Source organism: Promicromonospora sp. NPDC052451 (assembly GCF_044547525.1).
In the GTDB taxonomy this organism is placed as follows: domain Bacteria; phylum Actinomycetota; class Actinomycetes; order Actinomycetales; family Cellulomonadaceae; genus Promicromonospora.
In genome coordinates this window covers 292921-311475 of the sequence record NZ_JBIUAP010000004.1, presented here as the reverse complement: position 1 = coordinate 311475, position 18555 = coordinate 292921, and the positions used below count along the sequence as shown (strand labels likewise).

The window sequence follows — 18555 nt, the reverse complement described above, 5'->3', positions numbered from 1 at the left end:
CCCGAGGCCGGGGGGTTCGTGCCGTGCCGAGTCGACCGAGGGAGCAGGGCTATGTTCTTCCATCGCCAGGAGCTGCAGCACGAGGTCAAGCCGGAACGGCCCGACGCCGTGTATGCGCGCAAGCTGCAGGAGGTGCTCGGTGGTCAGTACGGGGAGATCACCGTGGCGATGCAGTACGGGTTCCAGTCCTGGAACGCGCACATGCCCGGCAAGTACCGCGATCTGCTGTACGGGATCGGTGCCGAGGAGATGGGGCATGTGGAGATGCTCGCGACGATGATCGCCCAGCTGCTGGAGAAGGCGCCGCTGGGCGTGACCGAGGGCGCGATGCAGGAGGACCCGACGGTCGCGGCGATCATCGGTGGTACCGATCCGCAGCACGCGATCGTGGCCGGTGCGGGAGCGCGGCCGGTCGACTCCAACGGCAACCCGTGGTCGGCCGGGTACGTGACCGCCAGCGGCAACCTGCTGGCCGACTTCACGGCGAACGCGAACGCCGAGATGCAGGGCCGGCTGCAGGTGGCCCGGCTCTACCACATGACCGACGACCCGGGTGTGCGGGACCTGCTGTCGTTCCTGCTGGCCCGGGACACGATGCACCAGAACCAGTGGATCGCTGCGGCGGCGGAGCTGCGCGCGGAGGGCGTGGAAGACCTGCCGGTGCCGAGCACGTTCCCGATCGGCAAGGAGGACCGCGACGTGTCCTACCAGTACATCAACTTCTCGGACGGGCAGTCCGCGGGCGAGGGCTCCTGGGCCAGCGGTCCGACGCCGGACGGCAAGGGCGAGTTCGAGTACGTGCCGGAGCCGCCCGCGGGCGTGCCGGCCCCGCCGCCCACGAAGCCCGACGTACGGCTGCACGGGACCACGGGCATGCCGGAGTCGGTGGAGAAGGCGATGGGTGCCGCCCAGGACGCGCTCCACAAGGAGTGAACCGGCCGGACGTCGGGGGAGTGCGCGTGGGCACGGACGTGAGCCCCGGGCTCCGCACCGCGCGCCTGGTCGGCCGGGCGTTCGGGGTCGGGGCCGCCATCGCGCGCCGGTGGCGGCCCCGGCCCCTCCACCCGGTCGGTGTCGTGCTCACCGGGACCCTGACTCTCGACTCCGACGGAGCGCCGGGTGCCGCGGCGCTCGGCGCACCCTCGGCTCACCCGGTGGTCGTGCGCGTCTCGCGCGCGGCCGGCCTGCCCGAGCCGCTGCCCGACGTCTTCGGCCTCGCGGTGCACTGGACGGCGGGTGACCAGGCCCAGGACCTGCTGCTGTCGGCGACCGGCCTCGGCCGGGCCACCCGGTTCCTGCTGGCGCCCCGGCTCCGCCCGCTCGCCGGGGGCTTCGGCACGCTCATGCCGTTCCAGGACACCGACGGTCGTCCTGTGCTGCTTGCCGCCGCCCCGCTCCGGCCGTCGCGGCGGGACCGGAGCCGCAGCGGTCGCGGGCTCGCGGCGCCGGCCGGGGCCGAGCTGGTAGTGCTGTCCGCCCGTCCCGCAGGACGGTGGCACCGGCTCGGTGTGCTCCGTTGCGGCGCGACGGCCACCGCCGACGCGCCACGACTCGATCCGGTACGAAACGCGCCAGGCGCTCTGCGCACCTTCCCGTGGGCGGCCGCACTGCGGGCTCCCGCCTACCGGGCCGCCCGCGATCACCAGCGCTGACGCGGGCGCAGTCGCCGAGCGCCCGCGTGCAGCGGCCGGTCAGGGCAGCACGGCGATGTCGCCCGTCGCCTGGGCCAGCAGCGTCACGCAGACCACGGCGACCGCCATACCCAGGCCGAACGGCGCGCGGCTGCGTGGCCGGGCCACGGACGTGACCCCGGCCGCGACGGCGAGCGCGGCGGCCAGAGCACCTCCCGTCCACGCCAGGGGCGACGGCTGCCCGGCGGGCCCGGCCACCACGACGGCCACCGCGGTCACGAGCAGACCCGGTCCGAGCACGCCCGAGGCCCGGCGCCCGATCCGGTGCGGCAGGCCGCGGACACCTGTGGCGGCGTCGTCCTCGAGGTCGGGCAGGGTGTTGGCGACGTGTGCGCCGACGCCGAGCAGCGCGACCGCGGCGACCGCCCACCCCGCGGGGACGCGGGGGCCGGGCGCCGCGAGCACCACGGTGACGGCGAGCAACGCGAACGAGGTCGCGTAGGGCACCCACGACCACACCGTCGCCTTGAGCCGGGCGTTGTACGCCCACGCCGACGCCACGGCAACGAGGTGCGCGGCGCCCGGCACGAGCCCGAGCGCGAGGGAGGAGACGACGCACACCGCCGCCGCGAGCAGCGCCGCACGCCGCAGCGTGCGCGGGGTCACGAGCCCCGCCACGACCGGCTTGTCGCGGCGTCCGACCGCGAGGTCGCGCGCCGCGTCGATCCAGTCGTTGGACCAGCCCACCGACAGCTGCCCTGCGCCGACGGCGGCGGCCACGAGCGCCACGGTGCCCGGCGGCGACCCGAGAGCCACGGCGAGCGCCGTCGCCAGGCCGGTCACCACGACGGCGGGCGCGGCGTGGCTCGCCCGCACCAGCCCGACCAGGCTGCCCGCACGGCGGGCGGGCGCGGCGCCGGGCCGGCGGCCGCGTTCCGGGTCGGTCGTCCGTCCGCCGGGCGTGCCCGCCGAGGTCATGCGCCGAACCTAGCCGCACCTCTGGCCGCTCGCAGCGTGTCCGCCCGCGCACGGCTCGCCGGGCAAGTGAACCGCCCCTGGGCCACGATGCCGGTATGGCGGATACCGGGAAGTCCTGCGTCGTGGCGGTCGAGCCGGTCCTGCCGGAGCACGTGTACGAGCAGGAGGCGATCACGGCCGCCGTCGGGCCGCTGGTGGCGTCCGACCCGGGCCGGGCCGCGCTGCTGCGCCGCCTGCACGCGGGCTCCGGCGTCGACCACCGCCACCTGGTGCTGCCGCTCGAGGACTACGCGGCCCTGCACTCGCTGGGTGAGACCAACGCCATCTTCGTCCGCGAGGGGGCCGCGCTCGCGGAGCGGGCGTGCCGCGGCGCCCTGGACAGCGCGGGCCTGGGACCGCAGGACGTCGACCACGTCTTCGCCACGTCAGTGACGGGTGTCGCGGCGCCCTCGCTCGACGTGCTCCTCGCCGAGCGGCTCGGCCTGCGCAGCGACGTGCGTCGCACACCGTCGTTCGGGCTGGGCTGCGCGGGCGGCGCCGGGGGACTGGCACGCGTGCACGACCACCTGCTGGGCCGGCCCGACGACGTCGCCCTCCTCGTCTCGGTGGAGCTGTGCTCGCTGACGCTCCAGCACGGCGACGACTCGGCCGCGAACATGGTGGCGTCCGGCCTGTTCGGTGACGGCGCCGCGGCGGTCGTCGTCGTCGGCGCCCGGCACCCCCTGGCGCAGGAGGGCGACGACCGGCGGACGACGATCGTGGACACGCGGTCGCGGCTGTACCCCGGCACCACGGACGCGCTCGGCTGGGAGGTCCGCGACACCGGGTTCGCGATCGTGCTCTCGGCCGGCCTGCCGGACCTGCTCGCCGCCCACCTGCTCGCGGACGTCAAGGGACTGCTCGCCGACCACGACCTGACCCCGGCCGACGTGCCCACGTGGGTGGTGCACGCGGGCGGGCCGCGCGTGATCGACGCGGTCCGCGACACGCTGGACCTGTCCGAGGACGCGGTGCGCGAGAGCCGCGCGAGCCTGGCCTGTGCGGGCAACCTGTCCTCGTCGTCGGTGCTCGACGTGCTCGCCCGGACGCTCGCCCACCCGGGCGCGCCACCGGGCTCGCCCGCCGTGCTCATGGCGTTCGGACCCGGCGTCGCGTGCGAGCTGGTGCTGCTACGGATGGGAGGCCGGTGACGTGCTGGTCGGATACGTCGTCCTGGTGGGGCTGACGGCGCTCGAGCGCCTCGCCGAGCTCGTGGTCTCCGCGCGCAACGCGCGCTGGTCGTTCGCGCGCGGCGGCGTGGAGTCGGGGCGGGGGCACTTCCCGGCGATGGTCGTGCTGCACACGGGTCTGCTCGTGGCGTGCGTCGTCGAGGTCGTGGCCGCGCATCGGCCGTTCCTGCCGTGGCTGGGCTGGCCGATGCTCGTGCTCGTGCTCGCGAGCCAGGCGCTGCGCTGGTGGTGCGTGGCGACGTTGGGCCCGCGGTGGAACACGCGGGTCATCGTGGTGCCCGGCCTGCCGCTCGTGACCTCCGGCCCGTACCGGTGGCTGCGCCACCCCAACTACGTCGCCGTGGTCGTCGAGGGCGTCGCGCTCCCGCTCGTGCACACGGGCTGGGTCACCGCCCTCGTGTTCACCGTGCTCAACGCCGTGCTCCTGGCGCGGTTCCGCATCCCCGCGGAGGAGCGGGCGCTGCAGGCGGCGGGCGATCCGGCGGCCGACGGTGCAGACGCCCCGGGCGGGGGCCGATGACCACCGACGCCGACGTCGTGGTGGTCGGCGCGGGGCCGGTAGGTCTCGCGACCGCCGTCCGTGCCCGGGAGGCCGGCCTGCGGGTGCTGCTCGTGGACCGGCGCGCGGGTGCGCTCGACGGGGGCCTGGACAAGGCGTGCGGCGAAGGTCTGCTGCCCGGTGCGCTGCGGGCCGTGCACGCGCTCGGCGTCGACCCGCCGGGTCGTGAGCTCGCGGGTATCAGCTACCGCGCTGCCGGGCGGCACGCCGACCACAGGTTCGTGGCGGGCGTCGGCCGGGGCGTGCGCCGCACGGCCCTGCACGGGGCGCTGACCGCGCGGGCCGGCGACGCCGGGGCCGAGGTGGTGCATGCCCGCGTGACCGGCCTGCGACAGGACGCGGCGGGCGTCGAGGTGGACATCGTGGTCCACGGTGCCGACCAGGTCAGGACGCTGCGTGCGGCATGGGTCCTCGGGTGCGACGGGCTGCACTCCACGGTGCGCCGCCTCGCCGGTCTCGAACCGGGCCGCCGGCGTGCCGGACCGGCGCGGTACGGCCTGCGCAGGCACTTCCGGGTCGCGCCCTGGAGCGACCTGGTCGAGGTGTACTGGGCGTCGCACGCGGAGGCCTACGTGACGCCGGTGGCCGACGACTGCGTCGGCGTCGCGCTGCTCGGGGCCGGGCAGGCTCTGCGCTCGGCGCACGGGTTCGATGCGCTGCTGCGCGCCGAGCTGCCGGAGCTCGGCGCCCGGCTGGCCGGTGCCCCTGCGGCGAGCGCGGTGCTCGGAGCGGGACCGCTGCGCTGCCGCTCGCGCCGCCGGACGGCGGGGCGGGTGCGGCTGGTCGGTGACGCGTCCGGGTACGTCGATGCCCTGACGGGCGAGGGCATCCGCGTCGGGCTCGCGCAGGCCGACGCCGTCGTGCGACACCTGGACGACCCGGCCGCGTACGAGCGCGTGTGGCGGGCGGCGACCCGGGACTACCGCGCGCTGACCACCGGCCTGCTGGCCTGGGCTGCGAGCCCGGCCCGCGGCGCCGTCGTGCCCGCGGCGGTCGGTGCGCCGTGGCTCTACGGTGCGGTGGTCGAACGGCTCGCGCGCTGACCGACGTCACACGGAGAAGTGCTTGGCGAGGACGCCGTCCTCGCCGCAGGGGGGATCGTCAGGCCGTGGCTACGTCCCTTCTGCGCGGGATAGAAAGATCACTCATCGACGATGACGTGCTCACCTGATGTGGAGAACCGGATGACCGTGACGATTGCCGCCGAGCCCTGGGACGCCGAGGACGGAGAGCGTCTGCGCAGTGAGATGCAGGCCGAGCTCGCGGACCGGTACGGCATTCCTGATCAGGAGACGGAGAAGCCGACGGCGGAGTCCGTCAGGGTCTTTCTGGTCGCCCGGGATGGCCAGGGGGAGGCGAGGGGGTGCGGAGCGCTCCAGGTGCTGAGCGATGACATGGCGGAGATCAAGAGGATGTACGTGGCGCCGTCGGTGCGCGGCACAGGTGTCGCGACGGGGATCCTGCGCGCCCTGGAGGACGCGGCGCGTGAGCTCGGTGTCACGACCGTGGTGCTGTCGACCGGTCCCCGGCAACCGGACGCCATACGGTTCTACCAGCGTGAAGGGTATGAACGGTTCGCCGGGTACGGGCCGTACATCGGCCACCCGATGGCCCAGTGCTTCACCCTGCGCCTCACCGACGCCTGACCCCCGTGGAAGCCTTCATCCTGAACGACGGCAACCGGATACCGAAGCTCGGCATCGGTCTGAACCAGGTGCGTTCCGCCGATGTCGGCCCCGCGCTGGCCCGAGCGCAACCTGCCGGAGTTCATCGAGCGGATCGTCTTCCAGTCCATGCGGACGGACTACGACAAGCGGCAGCGCTGAACAGGCATGTCGCGCGCGCCTCGTCCTCGGCGGCTGTACGTCCACGCCGCACAGCGAGGAGCGCCCGCTGGTCCTGCTTCGCGTGAACCGCGATGAGACCTGTCGCCCCGCACGTCACACGGAGAAGTACTTCGCCTCCGGGTGATGGAACACGAACGCATCCGTCGACTGCTCCGGGTGCAGCTGCAGCTCATCGGAAAGAGTCACCCCCACCCGCTCCGGCCGCAGCAGCTCCACCACCTTGTGCCGGTCCTCCATGTCGGGGCACGCGGGATACCCGAGCGAGAACCGCGCCCCCCGGTACTCCAGCTTGAACATCCCCTCGACCCCGGCGGGTTCCTCGGCGGCGAACCCGAGCTCGGCGCGCACCCGCGCGTGCCAGAACTCCGCCAGCGCCTCGGTGAGCTGCACCGACAGCCCGTGCAGCTCCATGTACTCCCGGTACTTGTTCGCCTCGAACAGCTTCGCGGTGTGCGCCGACACCGTGTCGCCTACCGTCACGAGCTGCACCGGCAGCACGTCGAACCGCCCGGTCTCCTCGACCCACGATCGCGGCCGGACGAAGTCGGCCAGGCACAGGTGCCGGTCGCGGCGCTGCCGCGGGAAGGTGAACCGCAGGCGTTCCGTCCCCACGGCACTTCCGGACCCGCCGTCGGGAGCCCCGATCCCTGCCAGGTCCCCGTGGTGGGCCACCACGACGGAGTCGCCCTCCGACCACACCGGGAAGTACCCGTACACCACCGTCGGGTCCATGATCTGGTCCGTGAGGATGCGGTCCAGCCACTCCGCCAGCCGTGGCCGGCCCTCGGTCTCGACCAGCTCCTCGTAGGAGGCCCCGTCCTCCGACCGCCCCGGCTTGAGCCCCCACTGGCCCATGAACGTGGCCCGCTCGTCCAGGAACGCCGCGTACTCCGAGAGCTGCACGCCCTTGACGATCCGCGTCCCCCAGAACGGCGGGTCGGGCACCGGGTTGTCGGCGGCGACGTCGGACCGGGCGGGCAGCGCCTCCACCGGGGTCTCGGTCACCTTCACCACGCCGTGCCGCCGCTTACGCAGCGCCGGCAGCCCGACGTCGTCCGGGGACGCACCCCGCGCGACCCGCACCAGCGGCTCCATGAGCCGCAGCCCCTCGAACGCGTCCTTCGCGTACCGCACCACGCCGGGGAACTGCGAGGCGAGGTCGTCCTCGACGTACGTCCTGGTCAGGGCCGCTCCGCCCAGCAGCACCGGCCAGCGCTTCTCGAACCCGCGCGAGGCGAGCTCCTCCAGGTTCTCCTTCATCACCACGGTCGACTTCACGAGCAGCCCGGACATGCCGATCACGTCGGCGTCGTGCTCGATCGCGGCGTCGATCATGGCGCTCACCGGCTGCTTGATGCCGATGTTCACCACCGTGTAGCCGTTGTTCGTCAGGATGATGTCCACGAGGTTCTTGCCGATGTCGTGCACGTCGCCGCGCACCGTGGCCAGGACGATCGTGCCCTTGGACCCCGAGTCGCCCTCAAGACGCTCCATGTGCGGCTCCAGCAGCGCGACGGCGGCCTTCATCACCTCCGCCGACTGGAGCACGAACGGGAGCTGCATCTCGCCCCGCCCGAACAGGTCGCCCACCACCTTCATGCCCTCCAGCAGGTGGTCGTTGACGATGTCCAGGGCCTTCATCCCGGTGCCGAGCGCCTCCTCGATGTCCGGCTCCAGGCCCTTGCGCGCGCCGTCGACGATGCGCCGCGCCAGCCGCTCGCCCACCGGCAGCGCCAGGAGCTCGGCGGCGCGCGCGTCGCGGATCGCACCGGCGTCCACGCCCTCGAACAGGTCCAGCAGCGTGGCCAGCGGGTCGTACGTCAGGTTGCCCTCGGCGTCCCACTCGCGCCGGTCCCACACCAGGTCCAGCGCGACGCGCCGCTGCTCGTCGGGGATCGAGGCCAGCGGCAGGATCTTGGCCGCGTGCACGATCGCCGAGTCCAGCCCGGCCTCCACGGCCTCGTGCAGGAACACCGAGTTCAGCACCGCACGGGCCGCCGGGTTGAGCCCGAACGACACGTTCGAGACGCCGAGCGTGGTGTGCACGCCGGGGTACTTCCGCGTGATCCGCCGGATCGCCTCGATGGTCTCGATGGCGTCGCGCCGCGTCTCCTCCTGACCCGTGGCGATGGGGAAGGTCAGGGCGTCGACGATGATGTCGTCCACCCGCATGCCCCAGTCGCCCACCAGGGTGTCGATCAGCCGGGACGCGATGGCCACCTTGCCGTCGGCGGTGCGGGCCTGCCCCTCCTCGTCGATCGTCAGCGCGACGACCGCGGCGCCGTGCTCCACGACCGCCGGCATGATCCGCGCGAACCGGGAGCTCGGCCCGTCGCCGTCCTCGAAGTTCACCGAGTTGACCACGCCACGACCGCCCAGCAGCTCCAGGCCCGCCCGGATCACGGCGGGCTCCGTCGAGTCGATCACCAGCGGCAGGGTGCTCGCGGAGGCGAGGCGGGAGACGACGTCCCGGACGTCCGCCACGCCGTCGCGCCCCACGTAGTCCACGCACACGTCCAGCAGGTGCGCGCCGTCGCGGGTCTGGGCGCGGGCGATGTCCACGACGTCGTCCCACCGGCCCTCCAGCATCGCCTCCCGGAACGCCTTGGAGCCGTTGGCGTTGGTGCGCTCGCCGATCGCGAGGAAGCTCGTCTCCTGTCGCAGGTCCGTGGCCGAGTACAGCGAGGCGACGGCGTTCTCCCGCGCGGGCTCCCGCTCGGCCACGGGGGCGCCGCCCACCGCCTCGACCACGAGCCGCATGTGCTCCGGCGTCGTGCCGCAGCAGCCGCCCACCAGGCCCAGGCCGAACTCGCGCGCGAACTGCGTGTGCGCCGCGGCCAGCTCCTCCGGCGTCAGGGGGTAGGAGGCGCCGTCCGGCCCGAGCACCGGCAGGCCCGCGTTCGGCATGCATGCCACGGGCACCTCCGCGTGCTGCGACAGGTGCCGCAGGTGCTCGCTCATCTGGTCGGGGCCGGTGGCGCAGTTCATGCCGATCGCGTCGATGCCCAGCGCCTGCAGCGCCACCAGCGCCGCACCGATCTCCGAGCCCATCAGCATGGTCCCGGTGGTCTCCACCGTCACCGACACGATGACCGCCACCCGCTGCCCGGTCTCCGCCATCGCCTGCCGGCAGCCCGTCACCGCGGCCTTGGCCTGCAGCAGGTCCTGGCTGGTCTCGATCAGCAGCGCGTCGGCGCCGCCCTCGATCAGGCCGGCCGCCTGCTCGGCGAAGGTGTCCCGCAGGTGCGCGTACGTGGTGTGCCCGAGCGACGGCAGCTTGGTGCCCGGGCCCATGGAGCCGAGCACCCAGCGGGGCCTGTCCGGCGTCGTGTACGCGTCGGCACGCTCCCGGGCCAGGGCTGCGCCCGCCCGCGCCAGCTCGCGGATGCGGTCGTCGATGCCGTAGTCCGACAGGTTCGACCAGTTCGCCCCGAACGTGTTGGACTCGATCGCGTCCACACCCACGGCCAGGAACCCGTCGTGCACGCCCGCGATGATGTCCGGCCGCGAGACCGTGAGGATCTCGTTGCAGCCCTCCAGACCCTGGTAGTCCGCCAGGGTCGGGTTGGCCGCCTGGATCATGGTGCCCATGGCGCCGTCGGCCACGACCACGCGCGTGCGCATCGCGTCCAGCAGGGCGGCGGAACGCTCGGCGAGCGCGGGCAGGGCGGCGGGGAGTGCGGTCACCCGGGCAGCGTAAGCCTTGCCCCGCCGCCGACGCCGCGTGCGCCCGGCAGTCGGTACCGGGCAGGTACTGTCCCGGCATGACCACGCACGACTACCTCGCCACCCTGTTCTCGCTTCAGGGCCGCACCGCAGTGGTGACCGGCGGCAGCTCCGGCATCGGCCGGGCCATCGCCGAGGCCCTCGCCCAGGCGGGCGCCCGCACCGTGCTCCTGGCCCGCGGCGCCGACCGCCTGGCCGAGGTCGCCGCCGGCCTGCGCGCACGCGGCTGCGCCGTCGAGACGGTGGTGGCCGACCTCGGTACACGAGAGGGCATCCACGCCGCCGCCGACGCGATCGTCGCGGCCGCCGGCGAACCCGACATCGTCGTCAACAGCGCCGGCATCAACCTGCGCCCCCACATGGACCGGATCGACGAGGCGATCTGGGACCTCACCCTGACCGTCAACCTGGAGGCCCCGTTCCTGCTGGGCCAGCGCTTCGCACCCGGGATGGCCGAGCGCGGCTACGGCCGGCTCATCCACATCTCCTCCCAGCAGGCCCACCGCTCGTTCGTCGACAGCGGCGTCTACGGCGTCTCCAAGGGTGGCCTGGAGTCCCTGGCCCGCTCGCAGTCCGAGGCCTGGTCCGCGCGCGGCGTCACCGCCAACACCCTCGTGCCCGGGTTCGTGCTGACGCCCCTGAACCAGCGGCTGCAGGACGACGCCGAGAAGATCACCGCGCTCGCCGCCCGCACCACGGTGGGCCGCAACGGGCTGCCCGAGGACTTCGCGGGCGCCGCCGTCTTCCTCGCGAGCGAGTCCTCCCGCTACGTCACGGGGCACTCGCTGTTCGTGGACGGCGGCTTCTCGGTCCACTGACCGGCTGTCATGTCGCCGCCGCGTCCGGGGTGTCGACACCGTGCAGCGCCAGCGGCTGCGACAGCCGCCGGTAGCGGGCGTGCAGCTCACGGCGCTGCTGGTCCAGGTGCTCGCGCCAGCAGCGCGCCGCCCTGACCTGAACCTCGCGGCCGGGGGCCGTCCCGGCCGGCAGCTTGTGCAGGACGTCGCGGATCGCATCCAGGGAGGCGCCGACGTCCTGCGACCACCGGATGAACAGCACCTGGGCCAGGGAGACGTCGTCGAAACGCCGCTGGTTCCCGGGTGTGCGCCAGCTGCTCAGCAGACCGTGCTCGTCCCAGAAGCGCACGGTCGAGGCCTTGACCCCGGCGCGCCTGGAGAGCTCTCCGACGCTCATCTCCGGCTGCTGTTCGCGGCGTTCGTCCACCCGGCGAGCCTACCGAGCGACCGGCGCGTTGACTTCGACCCGGGTCGAAGTTGCACGATCGCGGCATGGCTACGAGAACAGCAAGAATCCTGGTCATCGGCGCGACGGGGCATGTCGGAGGTGCGCTCGTCCGACGCCTGGCCGCCGGTCGGGAGGACCTGACGGTCCGGGCGATGGTCCGCACCCCGGGCTCCGCCGGCCTGCCCGACGGCGTCGAGGTGGTGCGCGGGGACCTGACGGACCTCGACTCCCTGCGAGCCGCGCTCCGCGGCATCGACCGCGTCTTCCTGGTCTGGCCGCTGGGTGGTGGCGACCTGGCGCGGGCGGTCGTCGACCTGATCACGGCGCACGTCCGGCGCATCGTCTACCTCTCGGCGATCGGGGTCCGCGACGACGGCGCCCCGGCCCCCGACCCGATCCTCCAGTTCCACACCGACATCGAGCAGGCCGTCCGCGCCTCCGCCGTCGAGTGGACGCTCCTGCGGTCCGGAGGGATGGCGACGAACACCCTCGGCTGGGCGCAGCAGGTGCGCGAGCAGTCGGCGGTCAGCTGGATCTACGGGGACGGCGGCCGGGCGCTGGTGCACGAGGCCGACCTCGCCGAGGTCGCCGAGATCGCGCTGCTCACCGACCGGCTGGTGGGGCTCGCACCGGAGATCACCGGCCCCTCGGTGCTGACGCAGCGGGAGCAGGCGAGCGCCATCGGGAACGCCGTCGGGAGGACGGTGACCTGGAACGAGCTCCCCGCACAGGAGGTTCACGAGGTGCTGGTGTCCGGCGGCTGGGACGAGGAGACGGCTGACGGAGTCCTCCGGGCATGGGCGAGCACCATCGACCGTCCCGAAGCGCCCACGCCGGACTTCGAGGCGATCACCGGCGCGACCGGTCGCACCTTCGGGCAGTGGGCCGTCGACCACGCGGGGGACTTCCGCTGATCCCCGGCCTGGCGCCGGTTCGTCGACCCTGTCCCGCTGAACAGCGCTGCCCGTCCGCCCGGGCTCAGCCCCGCACCGGCACCGGCAGCCTGACCTGGCGGCCGGGCTCGTCCTGCCCGTCGAGCTGCCGCGCCAGCAGGTCCATCGCGGTGCGGCCCAGCTCCTCGCCGTCCACGTCGATCGCGGGGGTGTGCTCCAGGCCGAGGGCCTCGATGACCGTGGGCTCGGTGCTCACCACCAGGTCACGCGGCACCTCGACGCCGCGCGTGCCCAGCGCGAGCAGCAGGCCCAGCCCGATCGACGTCGCGTAGGGGACGACGGCGGTCGCGCCCGTCTCGACGACCGCGGGCGTCACCTCGACCCCCGCCACGAACGTCGCCGGCCGGGGGCCGAGCACGGTCAGCTCCGCCCCGGCCTCGCGGGCGGCGTCCCGCACGGCGGCGGTGCGCTGCCGGTCCTGCCACGACCCCTCGGGCCCGCCCACGTAGACGATGCGCTCGTGGCCCTCGGCGGCGAGCCGCCTGGTCAGGGTGCCGAAGGCCGAGGCGGTGTCGGCCACGACCGACGTCATGCCGTCGATCTCACGGTCCACCAGCACCGCGGGCTTGGCGGCGCCGGCGCTCGCGACGAGTGTGTCCGTGCCCCGCGGGGCGACGACGAGGAACCCGTCGACCTGGCGTGCGAGCCGGTCGACGGCGGCCGCGGAGTCCAGCGCGTGCACGGCCACGGTGAGCTGGAGGCCCGCCTCCTCGGCGCGCGCCTGGGCGCCCGCGATGATCGGGGTGAAGAAGGTGTTGTCCAGCGTCGGCACCACGATCGCGATGATGCCGCTGCGCCCGCGGGCCAGCTCGCGGGCGGCCCGGTTGGGCACGTAGCCCAGGCGGGCGGCGGCCGCGACGACCTTGACGGCGGTCTCGGGGGCCACCAGGCCGCTCCCGTTGAGGGCGCGGGACGCGGTCGCCTTGGAGACGCCCGCCACCGCGGCGACGTCGGACAGATCAGGCACCGTACCTCCTTTGTCGGTGGGGACACTCTAGACGGACGATGCAACCGTTTCCGCCCACCCTGTCCGGTGCCGTAACAGGAAGTTAACGCGCGATTGCAGGAGAGGCGCCCGTCATGCCTTAGGGTCCGATGGAACCGGTTCCATCAACGAAAGACGGCTCGTGCGAGCACGTTCCACACTTCTGCTGCTCCTGCCGGGGCTCGCGTTCCTGCTCGTCGGGTTCCTGCTGCCGGCGGTCGCGATGCTCTTCGCGCCACCCGGCGTGACGTTCGCCCAGGTGATCGAGCGCATGGGCGCGATGCTGACCGACCCCTACGACCTCGGGATCATCTGGCGCACCGTGCGCATCGGTCTGATCGTCACCGCGCTGTGCGTGGTCCTCGGGTTCCCGATCGCGTCGCTGCTGGCCCGGTCGCAGTCCCGGTGGGCGGGTGTGCTGCTCGCGCTGGCGATCTTCCCGCTGCTGCTGAGCAACGTGGTGCGCACCTTCGGCTGGCTCGTGGTGCTCGGCTCGAACGGCGTCGTCGGCCAGCTCCTGACCGGGCTGGGCATCGTCGAGAAGGCGCCCCAGCTCCTGTACACCGAGCTGGCGATCGTGCTGGGCCTGGTCCAGCTGTTCCTGCCGCTGGCGGTCATCACGTGCTACTCCGCCGTCGCGCAGGTCGACCCCGGTCTCGACGAGGCGGCCCGGGGCCTGGGCGCCAGCCGTACCCGGTCCTTCTGGACCATCCTGGTGCCGCTGTCGCTGCCGGGCGTCGTGGTCGCCGCGACGCTCGTCTTCGCGGGGTCGGTGACGGCGTACACCACGCCGTACCTGCTGGGCGGGTCCAGCCAGCGCATGCTGTCGACCCAGCTCTTCTCCTACGCGAGCGTCACCGTGGACTGGGCCGCGGCGTCGGCCACCGCGATCGTCATGACGGTGCTGGTCTTCCTGGTCTCCGGGATCTCGGCGCTGGTGGGCCGGAAGGGAGCCACCTCGTGAGCCGGAGCCTGAGGCTGCGTCACCCCGTGGCGGGCACGCTCGCCGTCGCGGGCTACGTGATCATGATCGTGCCCATCCTGTTCGTCGTGGCCACGGCGTTCACGGCCGGGAGCACGCTGCGCTTCCCGCCCGAGGGCCTGTCCCTGCGCTGGTTCGGCGAGGCGCTGGCCTACTCGCCGTTCATGGAGGCCGTGGTCTCCAGCCTGGAGCTCGCCGTGCTGGCCACCGCGCTGGCCCTGGTGCTCGGCGTGCCGGTCACGCTGGCGATCCACCGCGGCAGGCTGCCCGGCAAGGGCCTGCTGGAGGGCCTCTTCCTGTCGCCGCTGGTGGTGCCGGAGCTGGTCGTGGGGCTGGCGCTGTACCAGCAGCTCATGATCGGCCTGCACCTGGACAACTTCACCACCCTGCTGCTGGGCCACACCGCCCTGCTGCTGCCGTACGCCGTCCGCGTCACCGGGGCCTCGCTCGCGCTGGCCGACCCGGCCCTGGAGGAGGCGGCCCGCGGTCTGGGCGCGTCGCCGGTCAGGGCGTTCGTCACCGTCACCCTGCCGATGCTGCGGCCGGGCCTCATCTCGGCGGGGCTGCTCGGCTTCGTCACCTCGTTCAACAACGTGCCGCTGTCGCTGCTGCTGCAGACCCGCGACTTCCGGACGCTGCCCGTCACGATGCTCGACTACGTCCAGCAGAGCTACGACCCGATGGTGGCCGCCGCCTCCACGCTCGTGCTCGCCGCGACGGTCGTCGTCGCCGTGATCGCCGAGCGCACGGTCGGCTTCGCCAAGATCTTCGGAGGGATCAACCGATGACCACCCCCGCCGCCGAGCTGGTCGGCGTCTCCCAGCGGTTCGGCAGCTTCACGGCCGTCGACTCGATCGACCTGCGCATCCCGCGCGGCCGCCTGACCACGCTGCTGGGCCCCAGCGGCTGCGGCAAGACCACCACGCTGCGCATGCTCGCCGGGTACGCGACGCCGACGTCGGGCCGCATCCTGATCGACGGCCAGGACGCGACGCGCACGCCGCCGGAGAAGCGCGACCTGGGCATGGTGTTCCAGTCGTACGCGCTCTTCCCGCACCTGACCGTCGCCGACAACGTGGCGTACGGCCTGACCATGCGCAAGGTGCCGGCGCCCGGGCGCCGCCGCCGCGCGGCCGAGGCGCTGGAGCTCGTGGGCCTGGGTCACCTGGGCGACCGCAAGCCCAAGCAGCTCTCCGGCGGGCAGCAGCAGCGTGTGGCGCTGGCCCGCGCCGTCGCGATCCGCCCGCGGCTGCTGCTCCTGGACGAGCCGCTGTCCAACCTGGACGCGCGGCTGCGCGTGCAGATGCGCGCCGAGATCCGCCGCATCCAGTCGGAGACCGGCCTCACGGTCGTCCTGGTCACGCACGACCAGGACGAGGCCCTGGAGATGTCCGACGAGATGGTGCTGATGCGCGCCGGCAAGGTCGTGCAGACGGGCGCGCCCCGTGACGTCTTCCCCGCACCGGCCGACAGGTTCGTCGCCGAGTTCCTCGGCTACGAGAACTTCCTGACCCTGACCGACGGCCGCGAGGCCGCCGTCCGCCCCGAGCACCTGCGCGTCGTCCCCGCGGACACCCCGCTGGACGGGCAGGCCGACGGCGCCGTCGTGCTGGACGCCGTCGTGCGCGACGTCGCCTACCGCGGCGTCGACGTGCTCGTGACCTGCGAGGCCACCGACCCGGCCGGTACCACCGTGCGCCTGGTCGCCGACCACCGTGCCGACCACACCGCTGCCGGGGCCGGACCGGCCCCGACCCCCGGCGACCGGGTCCGCCTGCTCGCTCCCACGGCGCGGCTTGCCCCGCTGACCGCCGAACCCGCAACCGAAGGAATCTCATGACCCACGCCGTGCCCGTCCGCCGCCTCGCGGCCCCGACCGCCCGCCGCTCCGCGGCCGTCGCCGCCGGCCTCGCGGCCACCGCCCTGCTCGCCTCCGGCTGCTCCGCCGGGGACGACGCCGCGGCCGAGGACACCATCGTCGTGTCCACGTTCCCGTTCGGCGTCGAGGAGTTCCAGGAGGCCGTGATCGACCCGTTCACCGCCGAGACCGGGATCAAGGTCGAGGTGGAGACCGGCTCGAACGCCGACCGGCTCTCGCAGCTCCAGGTGGCGGGCGACAGCTCCGGCATCGACGTCATGCTGCTCTCCGACTACTACGCCGCGCTGGGCCAGGAGACCGACCTGTTCCAGCAGGTCGACGCCGCGAAGGTGCCCGCCCTGGACGACGTCGCCGACTTCGCGCTGGAGGACTCCTACGCCGGGCCTGCCTACAGCTACCAGCTCAACGGGACCATCTACTCGACCGAGGCCCTGACGGCCGAGGAGGCCGCCGACTGGGACCTGTACGGCGACGCCGTGCAGGCCGGGAGCCTCGCGCTGCCCGACATCTCGGTCACGGCCGGCCAGCTCATGATCTCGGGCGTCGGCGAGACGTACGGCGACGGGCCGTACGACATCGACACCGCGCTGGGCACCATCGGCGGCTGGGCGCCGGGCATCCTGCAGTTCTACTCGTCGTCCACCGAGGTGACGAACCTGCTCACGCAGGGCGAGATCGTCGCCGCCGACTCCCTGAGCGGCTTCGCGACCGACCTGGTCGCCTCGGGCGAGCCGTTCGCGTGGACGCCGCCGGCCACCGGCCGGTACATGGCCACCAACCGCGCCATGATCCCCGCGGGCGCCCCGAACGTCGACGGTGCCCACCAGTTCATCGACTATCTGCTCTCGGCCGAGGCACAGACGAAGTCCGCCGAGCTCGTGGGCGACCTGCCGGTCAACCCGGACGCGACGGTGCCGGACTCCATCTCGGCAGTGGTCGGCGACATCGCGGCAGACCCGGTCGCCGCCGGCTACGCGACGCTCGACCCGGCGGAGCTGGTGCCCACGCGCGGCGAGTGGGTGGACCGGTTCGCCCGTGAGGTGACGGCCGGCTGACGGGGCCGCGAACCATGACGAGCACTGACATGAGCACTGACCTGACCGTGCTGGACCGCATGCCCAAGGTCGACCTGCACTGCCACCTCATCGGCACCGTCCGGGCGAGCACCTTCGCGGAGCTGGCCCGGCGCGAGGGCCTCGACCTGCCGGCCGAGCCCGAGCGCATCTACGCGGACATCAACTCCCTGCCGCCGGACCCGGACCTGTACCGCGACACGCGCGTCCCCGTGCCGCAGGGCCGCAGCGCCGACGAGCCCGAGGTCTCCTACTCGCTGTTCCAGGCTTCCCGCTGGGTGACCCAGGTGCTGCGCGACGCCGACGACCTGACCCGCATCACGTACGAGGCGTTCGAGGCGGCGCACCGCACCAGCGCGACGCGCCACCTCGAGGTGTCCTTCGACGCCGTGCCCGAGCACCTGGCCTCCCTGGGCTACCTCGGCGCGGTCGAGGCGTACGCCGAGGGCATCCGCATGGCGGAGCGCGACTTCGGCATGTCGGGCCGGCTCATCGCCGCGATCGACCGGTCCGGCTCCGGCGAGGACGCGCTGGAGCGCGTCCGCACCGTGGTCGACAACCCGCACGAGTACGTGGCGGGCATCGGCCTGGACAACCTGGAGACGGCGGGGCCGCCCGAGCGCTTCGCGGCGGCCTACCGGCTCGCCGGTGAGGCGGGCCTGGGCCGCACGGCGCACTCGTCCGAGCACGCCCCCGTCGCGGTCAACACGATCACCTGCCTGGACGTGCTCGGCTGCGACCGCATCGACCACGGCTACTTCGTGCTGCAGGACGACGACGTCGTGGCGCGGGTGCGCGACGAGCAGGTGCCGTTCACGGTCATCTCGACGACGTCGCGCCGCTCGTGGCGGCCGTGGCGCCGGGCCTCCATCGCCGCGATGCTGGACGCGGGCCTGAACGTGATCCCCGCCTCCGACGACCCGGGCATGTTCCCCACTACGCTGGCGGGGGAGTACCGCATCCTCGCCGACGACCTCGCGGTGCCGCAGGAGCGGCTGCGGGCGATGGCGCTGGCCGGTGTCGAGGCCTGCTGGCTCCCGCCGGCGGAGAAGGCCGGGCTGCGCGAGCGGGTCGCCAGGGAACTCGACGAGCTCTTCGGGCTGGGGGCGGCGCCGGGGCGCTGAGGGCGGGCTCGATCTGGGTCTTCTGGTGGCCTGGTGCTTGTTGGTGGTTTGGTTGCTTCGGTTCGGTCTGTTGGTGGGTCCTGTTGCTTCGGTTCGGTCTGTTGCTGGGTCCTGTTGCTTCGGTTCGGTCTGTTGCCGGTTCCAGCCGCTTCGGGTTCGGTCTGTTGCTGGGCAGTGGTGGTTGGGTTCGGTCCGTTGCTGGGCGCTGATCGTCGAGGTCGGTCCGTTGCACCGAGATCGGTCCATTAACGGGCCGCAGTCGGTGGCACCGGCCCCCCCCGGGGGGGGGGGCGGGGGAAAAGCCCCCCTGGGGGGACCGCCCCACACCGGGCGGGCCCCCCGGG

General features: G+C 73.5%; 17 protein-coding genes. 13 read left to right on the top strand and 4 right to left on the bottom strand.

Translation table 11 applies throughout. The annotated features are described in order from the left end of the window. Positions 1-51: 51 nt before the first annotated feature. Positions 52-933 carry a manganese catalase family protein gene (locus tag ACIG47_RS09350; RefSeq protein WP_397430555.1) on the top strand — a complete coding sequence of 294 codons (882 nt, stop codon included), beginning with the start codon at positions 52-54 and terminating at the stop codon, positions 931-933. Between the two features lie 26 nt (positions 934-959). Then, positions 960-1652 (top strand): hypothetical protein, encoded by a 693-nt coding sequence (locus ACIG47_RS09345; RefSeq protein WP_397430554.1) that lies wholly within the window; start codon positions 960-962, stop codon positions 1650-1652. 39 nt (positions 1653-1691) lie between these two features. Here ACIG47_RS09345 and ACIG47_RS09340 read toward each other — a convergent pair whose 3' ends face one another. Beyond that, the gene (locus ACIG47_RS09340) at positions 1692-2609 is read right to left on the bottom strand and encodes a UbiA family prenyltransferase (protein WP_397430553.1); all 918 of its coding nucleotides are present in this window, start codon (positions 2607-2609) and stop codon (positions 1692-1694) included. Between the two features lie 95 nt (positions 2610-2704). Here ACIG47_RS09340 and ACIG47_RS09335 point away from each other — a divergent pair, with 95 nt between their 5' ends. From ACIG47_RS09335 to ACIG47_RS09320, 4 genes are all read left to right on the top strand, one after another. Further along, positions 2705-3799, top strand: a complete 1095-nt coding sequence (locus ACIG47_RS09335; RefSeq protein ID WP_397430552.1) for a type III polyketide synthase — start codon at positions 2705-2707, stop codon at positions 3797-3799. Between the two features lie 4 nt (positions 3800-3803). After that, the gene (locus ACIG47_RS09330; protein WP_397430670.1) at positions 3804-4358 is read left to right on the top strand and encodes an isoprenylcysteine carboxyl methyltransferase family protein; all 555 of its coding nucleotides are present in this window, start codon (positions 3804-3806) and stop codon (positions 4356-4358) included. Then, positions 4355-5440, top strand: coding sequence for an NAD(P)/FAD-dependent oxidoreductase (locus tag ACIG47_RS09325; RefSeq protein ID WP_397430551.1), 1086 nt, complete (start codon positions 4355-4357; stop codon positions 5438-5440). Before ACIG47_RS09330 ends, ACIG47_RS09325 begins: the two co-directional genes overlap by 4 nt. A 141-nt stretch (positions 5441-5581) precedes the next feature. After that, entirely contained in the window at positions 5582-6043 is a 462-nt protein-coding gene (locus ACIG47_RS09320; RefSeq protein WP_397430669.1) for a GNAT family N-acetyltransferase, read from the top strand. 294 nt (positions 6044-6337) lie between these two features. Here ACIG47_RS09320 and metH read toward each other — a convergent pair whose 3' ends face one another. Further along, positions 6338-9868, bottom strand: coding sequence for a methionine synthase (gene metH / locus ACIG47_RS09315; protein ID WP_397430668.1), 3531 nt, complete (start codon positions 9866-9868; stop codon positions 6338-6340). Positions 9869-10008: 140 nt separating this feature from the next. On the opposite strand from metH, the gene ACIG47_RS09310 reads away from it, so the two are divergent. Next, the gene (locus ACIG47_RS09310; protein WP_397430550.1) at positions 10009-10788 is read left to right on the top strand and encodes an SDR family NAD(P)-dependent oxidoreductase; all 780 of its coding nucleotides are present in this window, start codon (positions 10009-10011) and stop codon (positions 10786-10788) included. A 7-nt stretch (positions 10789-10795) separates the two neighbouring features. On the opposite strand, the gene ACIG47_RS09305 is transcribed toward ACIG47_RS09310, so the two are convergent. Next, positions 10796-11194 carry a MerR family transcriptional regulator gene (locus ACIG47_RS09305; protein ID WP_397430549.1) on the bottom strand — a complete coding sequence of 133 codons (399 nt, stop codon included), beginning with the start codon at positions 11192-11194 and terminating at the stop codon, positions 10796-10798. A 65-nt stretch (positions 11195-11259) separates the two neighbouring features. Between ACIG47_RS09305 and ACIG47_RS09300 the strand changes: the two genes are divergently transcribed. Beyond that, positions 11260-12129: an SDR family oxidoreductase gene (locus tag ACIG47_RS09300; RefSeq protein WP_397430548.1), complete on the top strand. Its 870-nt coding sequence runs from the start codon at positions 11260-11262 to the stop codon at positions 12127-12129. A gap of 64 nt (positions 12130-12193) precedes the next feature. On the opposite strand, the gene ACIG47_RS09295 is transcribed toward ACIG47_RS09300, so the two are convergent. Beyond that, on the bottom strand, positions 12194-13135 hold the full coding sequence (locus ACIG47_RS09295; RefSeq protein WP_397418842.1) for a LacI family DNA-binding transcriptional regulator: 942 nt from the start codon (positions 13133-13135) through the stop codon (positions 12194-12196). Positions 13136-13295: 160 nt separating this feature from the next. Between ACIG47_RS09295 and ACIG47_RS09290 the strand changes: the two genes are divergently transcribed. Genes ACIG47_RS09290 through ACIG47_RS09270 form a run of 5 tightly spaced genes read left to right on the top strand, consistent with a single transcriptional unit; the run spans position 13296 to position 18211 of the window. Next, entirely contained in the window at positions 13296-14117 is an 822-nt protein-coding gene (locus tag ACIG47_RS09290; RefSeq protein ID WP_397430547.1) for an ABC transporter permease, read from the top strand. Continuing rightward, complete coding sequence (locus tag ACIG47_RS09285) at positions 14114-14923, top strand: ABC transporter permease (RefSeq protein ID WP_397430546.1); 810 nt, start codon at positions 14114-14116, stop codon at positions 14921-14923. The genes ACIG47_RS09290 and ACIG47_RS09285 overlap by 4 nt, the downstream gene beginning before the upstream one ends. Beyond that, complete coding sequence (locus tag ACIG47_RS09280; RefSeq protein ID WP_397430545.1) at positions 14920-15975, top strand: ABC transporter ATP-binding protein; 1056 nt, start codon at positions 14920-14922, stop codon at positions 15973-15975. Before ACIG47_RS09285 ends, ACIG47_RS09280 begins: the two co-directional genes overlap by 4 nt. Continuing rightward, the gene (locus ACIG47_RS09275) at positions 15972-17069 is read left to right on the top strand and encodes an extracellular solute-binding protein (RefSeq protein WP_397430544.1); all 1098 of its coding nucleotides are present in this window, start codon (positions 15972-15974) and stop codon (positions 17067-17069) included. Before ACIG47_RS09280 ends, ACIG47_RS09275 begins: the two co-directional genes overlap by 4 nt. Positions 17070-17098: 29 nt before the next feature. Next, positions 17099-18211, top strand: coding sequence for an adenosine deaminase (locus ACIG47_RS09270; protein ID WP_397430543.1), 1113 nt, complete (start codon positions 17099-17101; stop codon positions 18209-18211). Positions 18212-18555 lie beyond the last annotated feature (344 nt).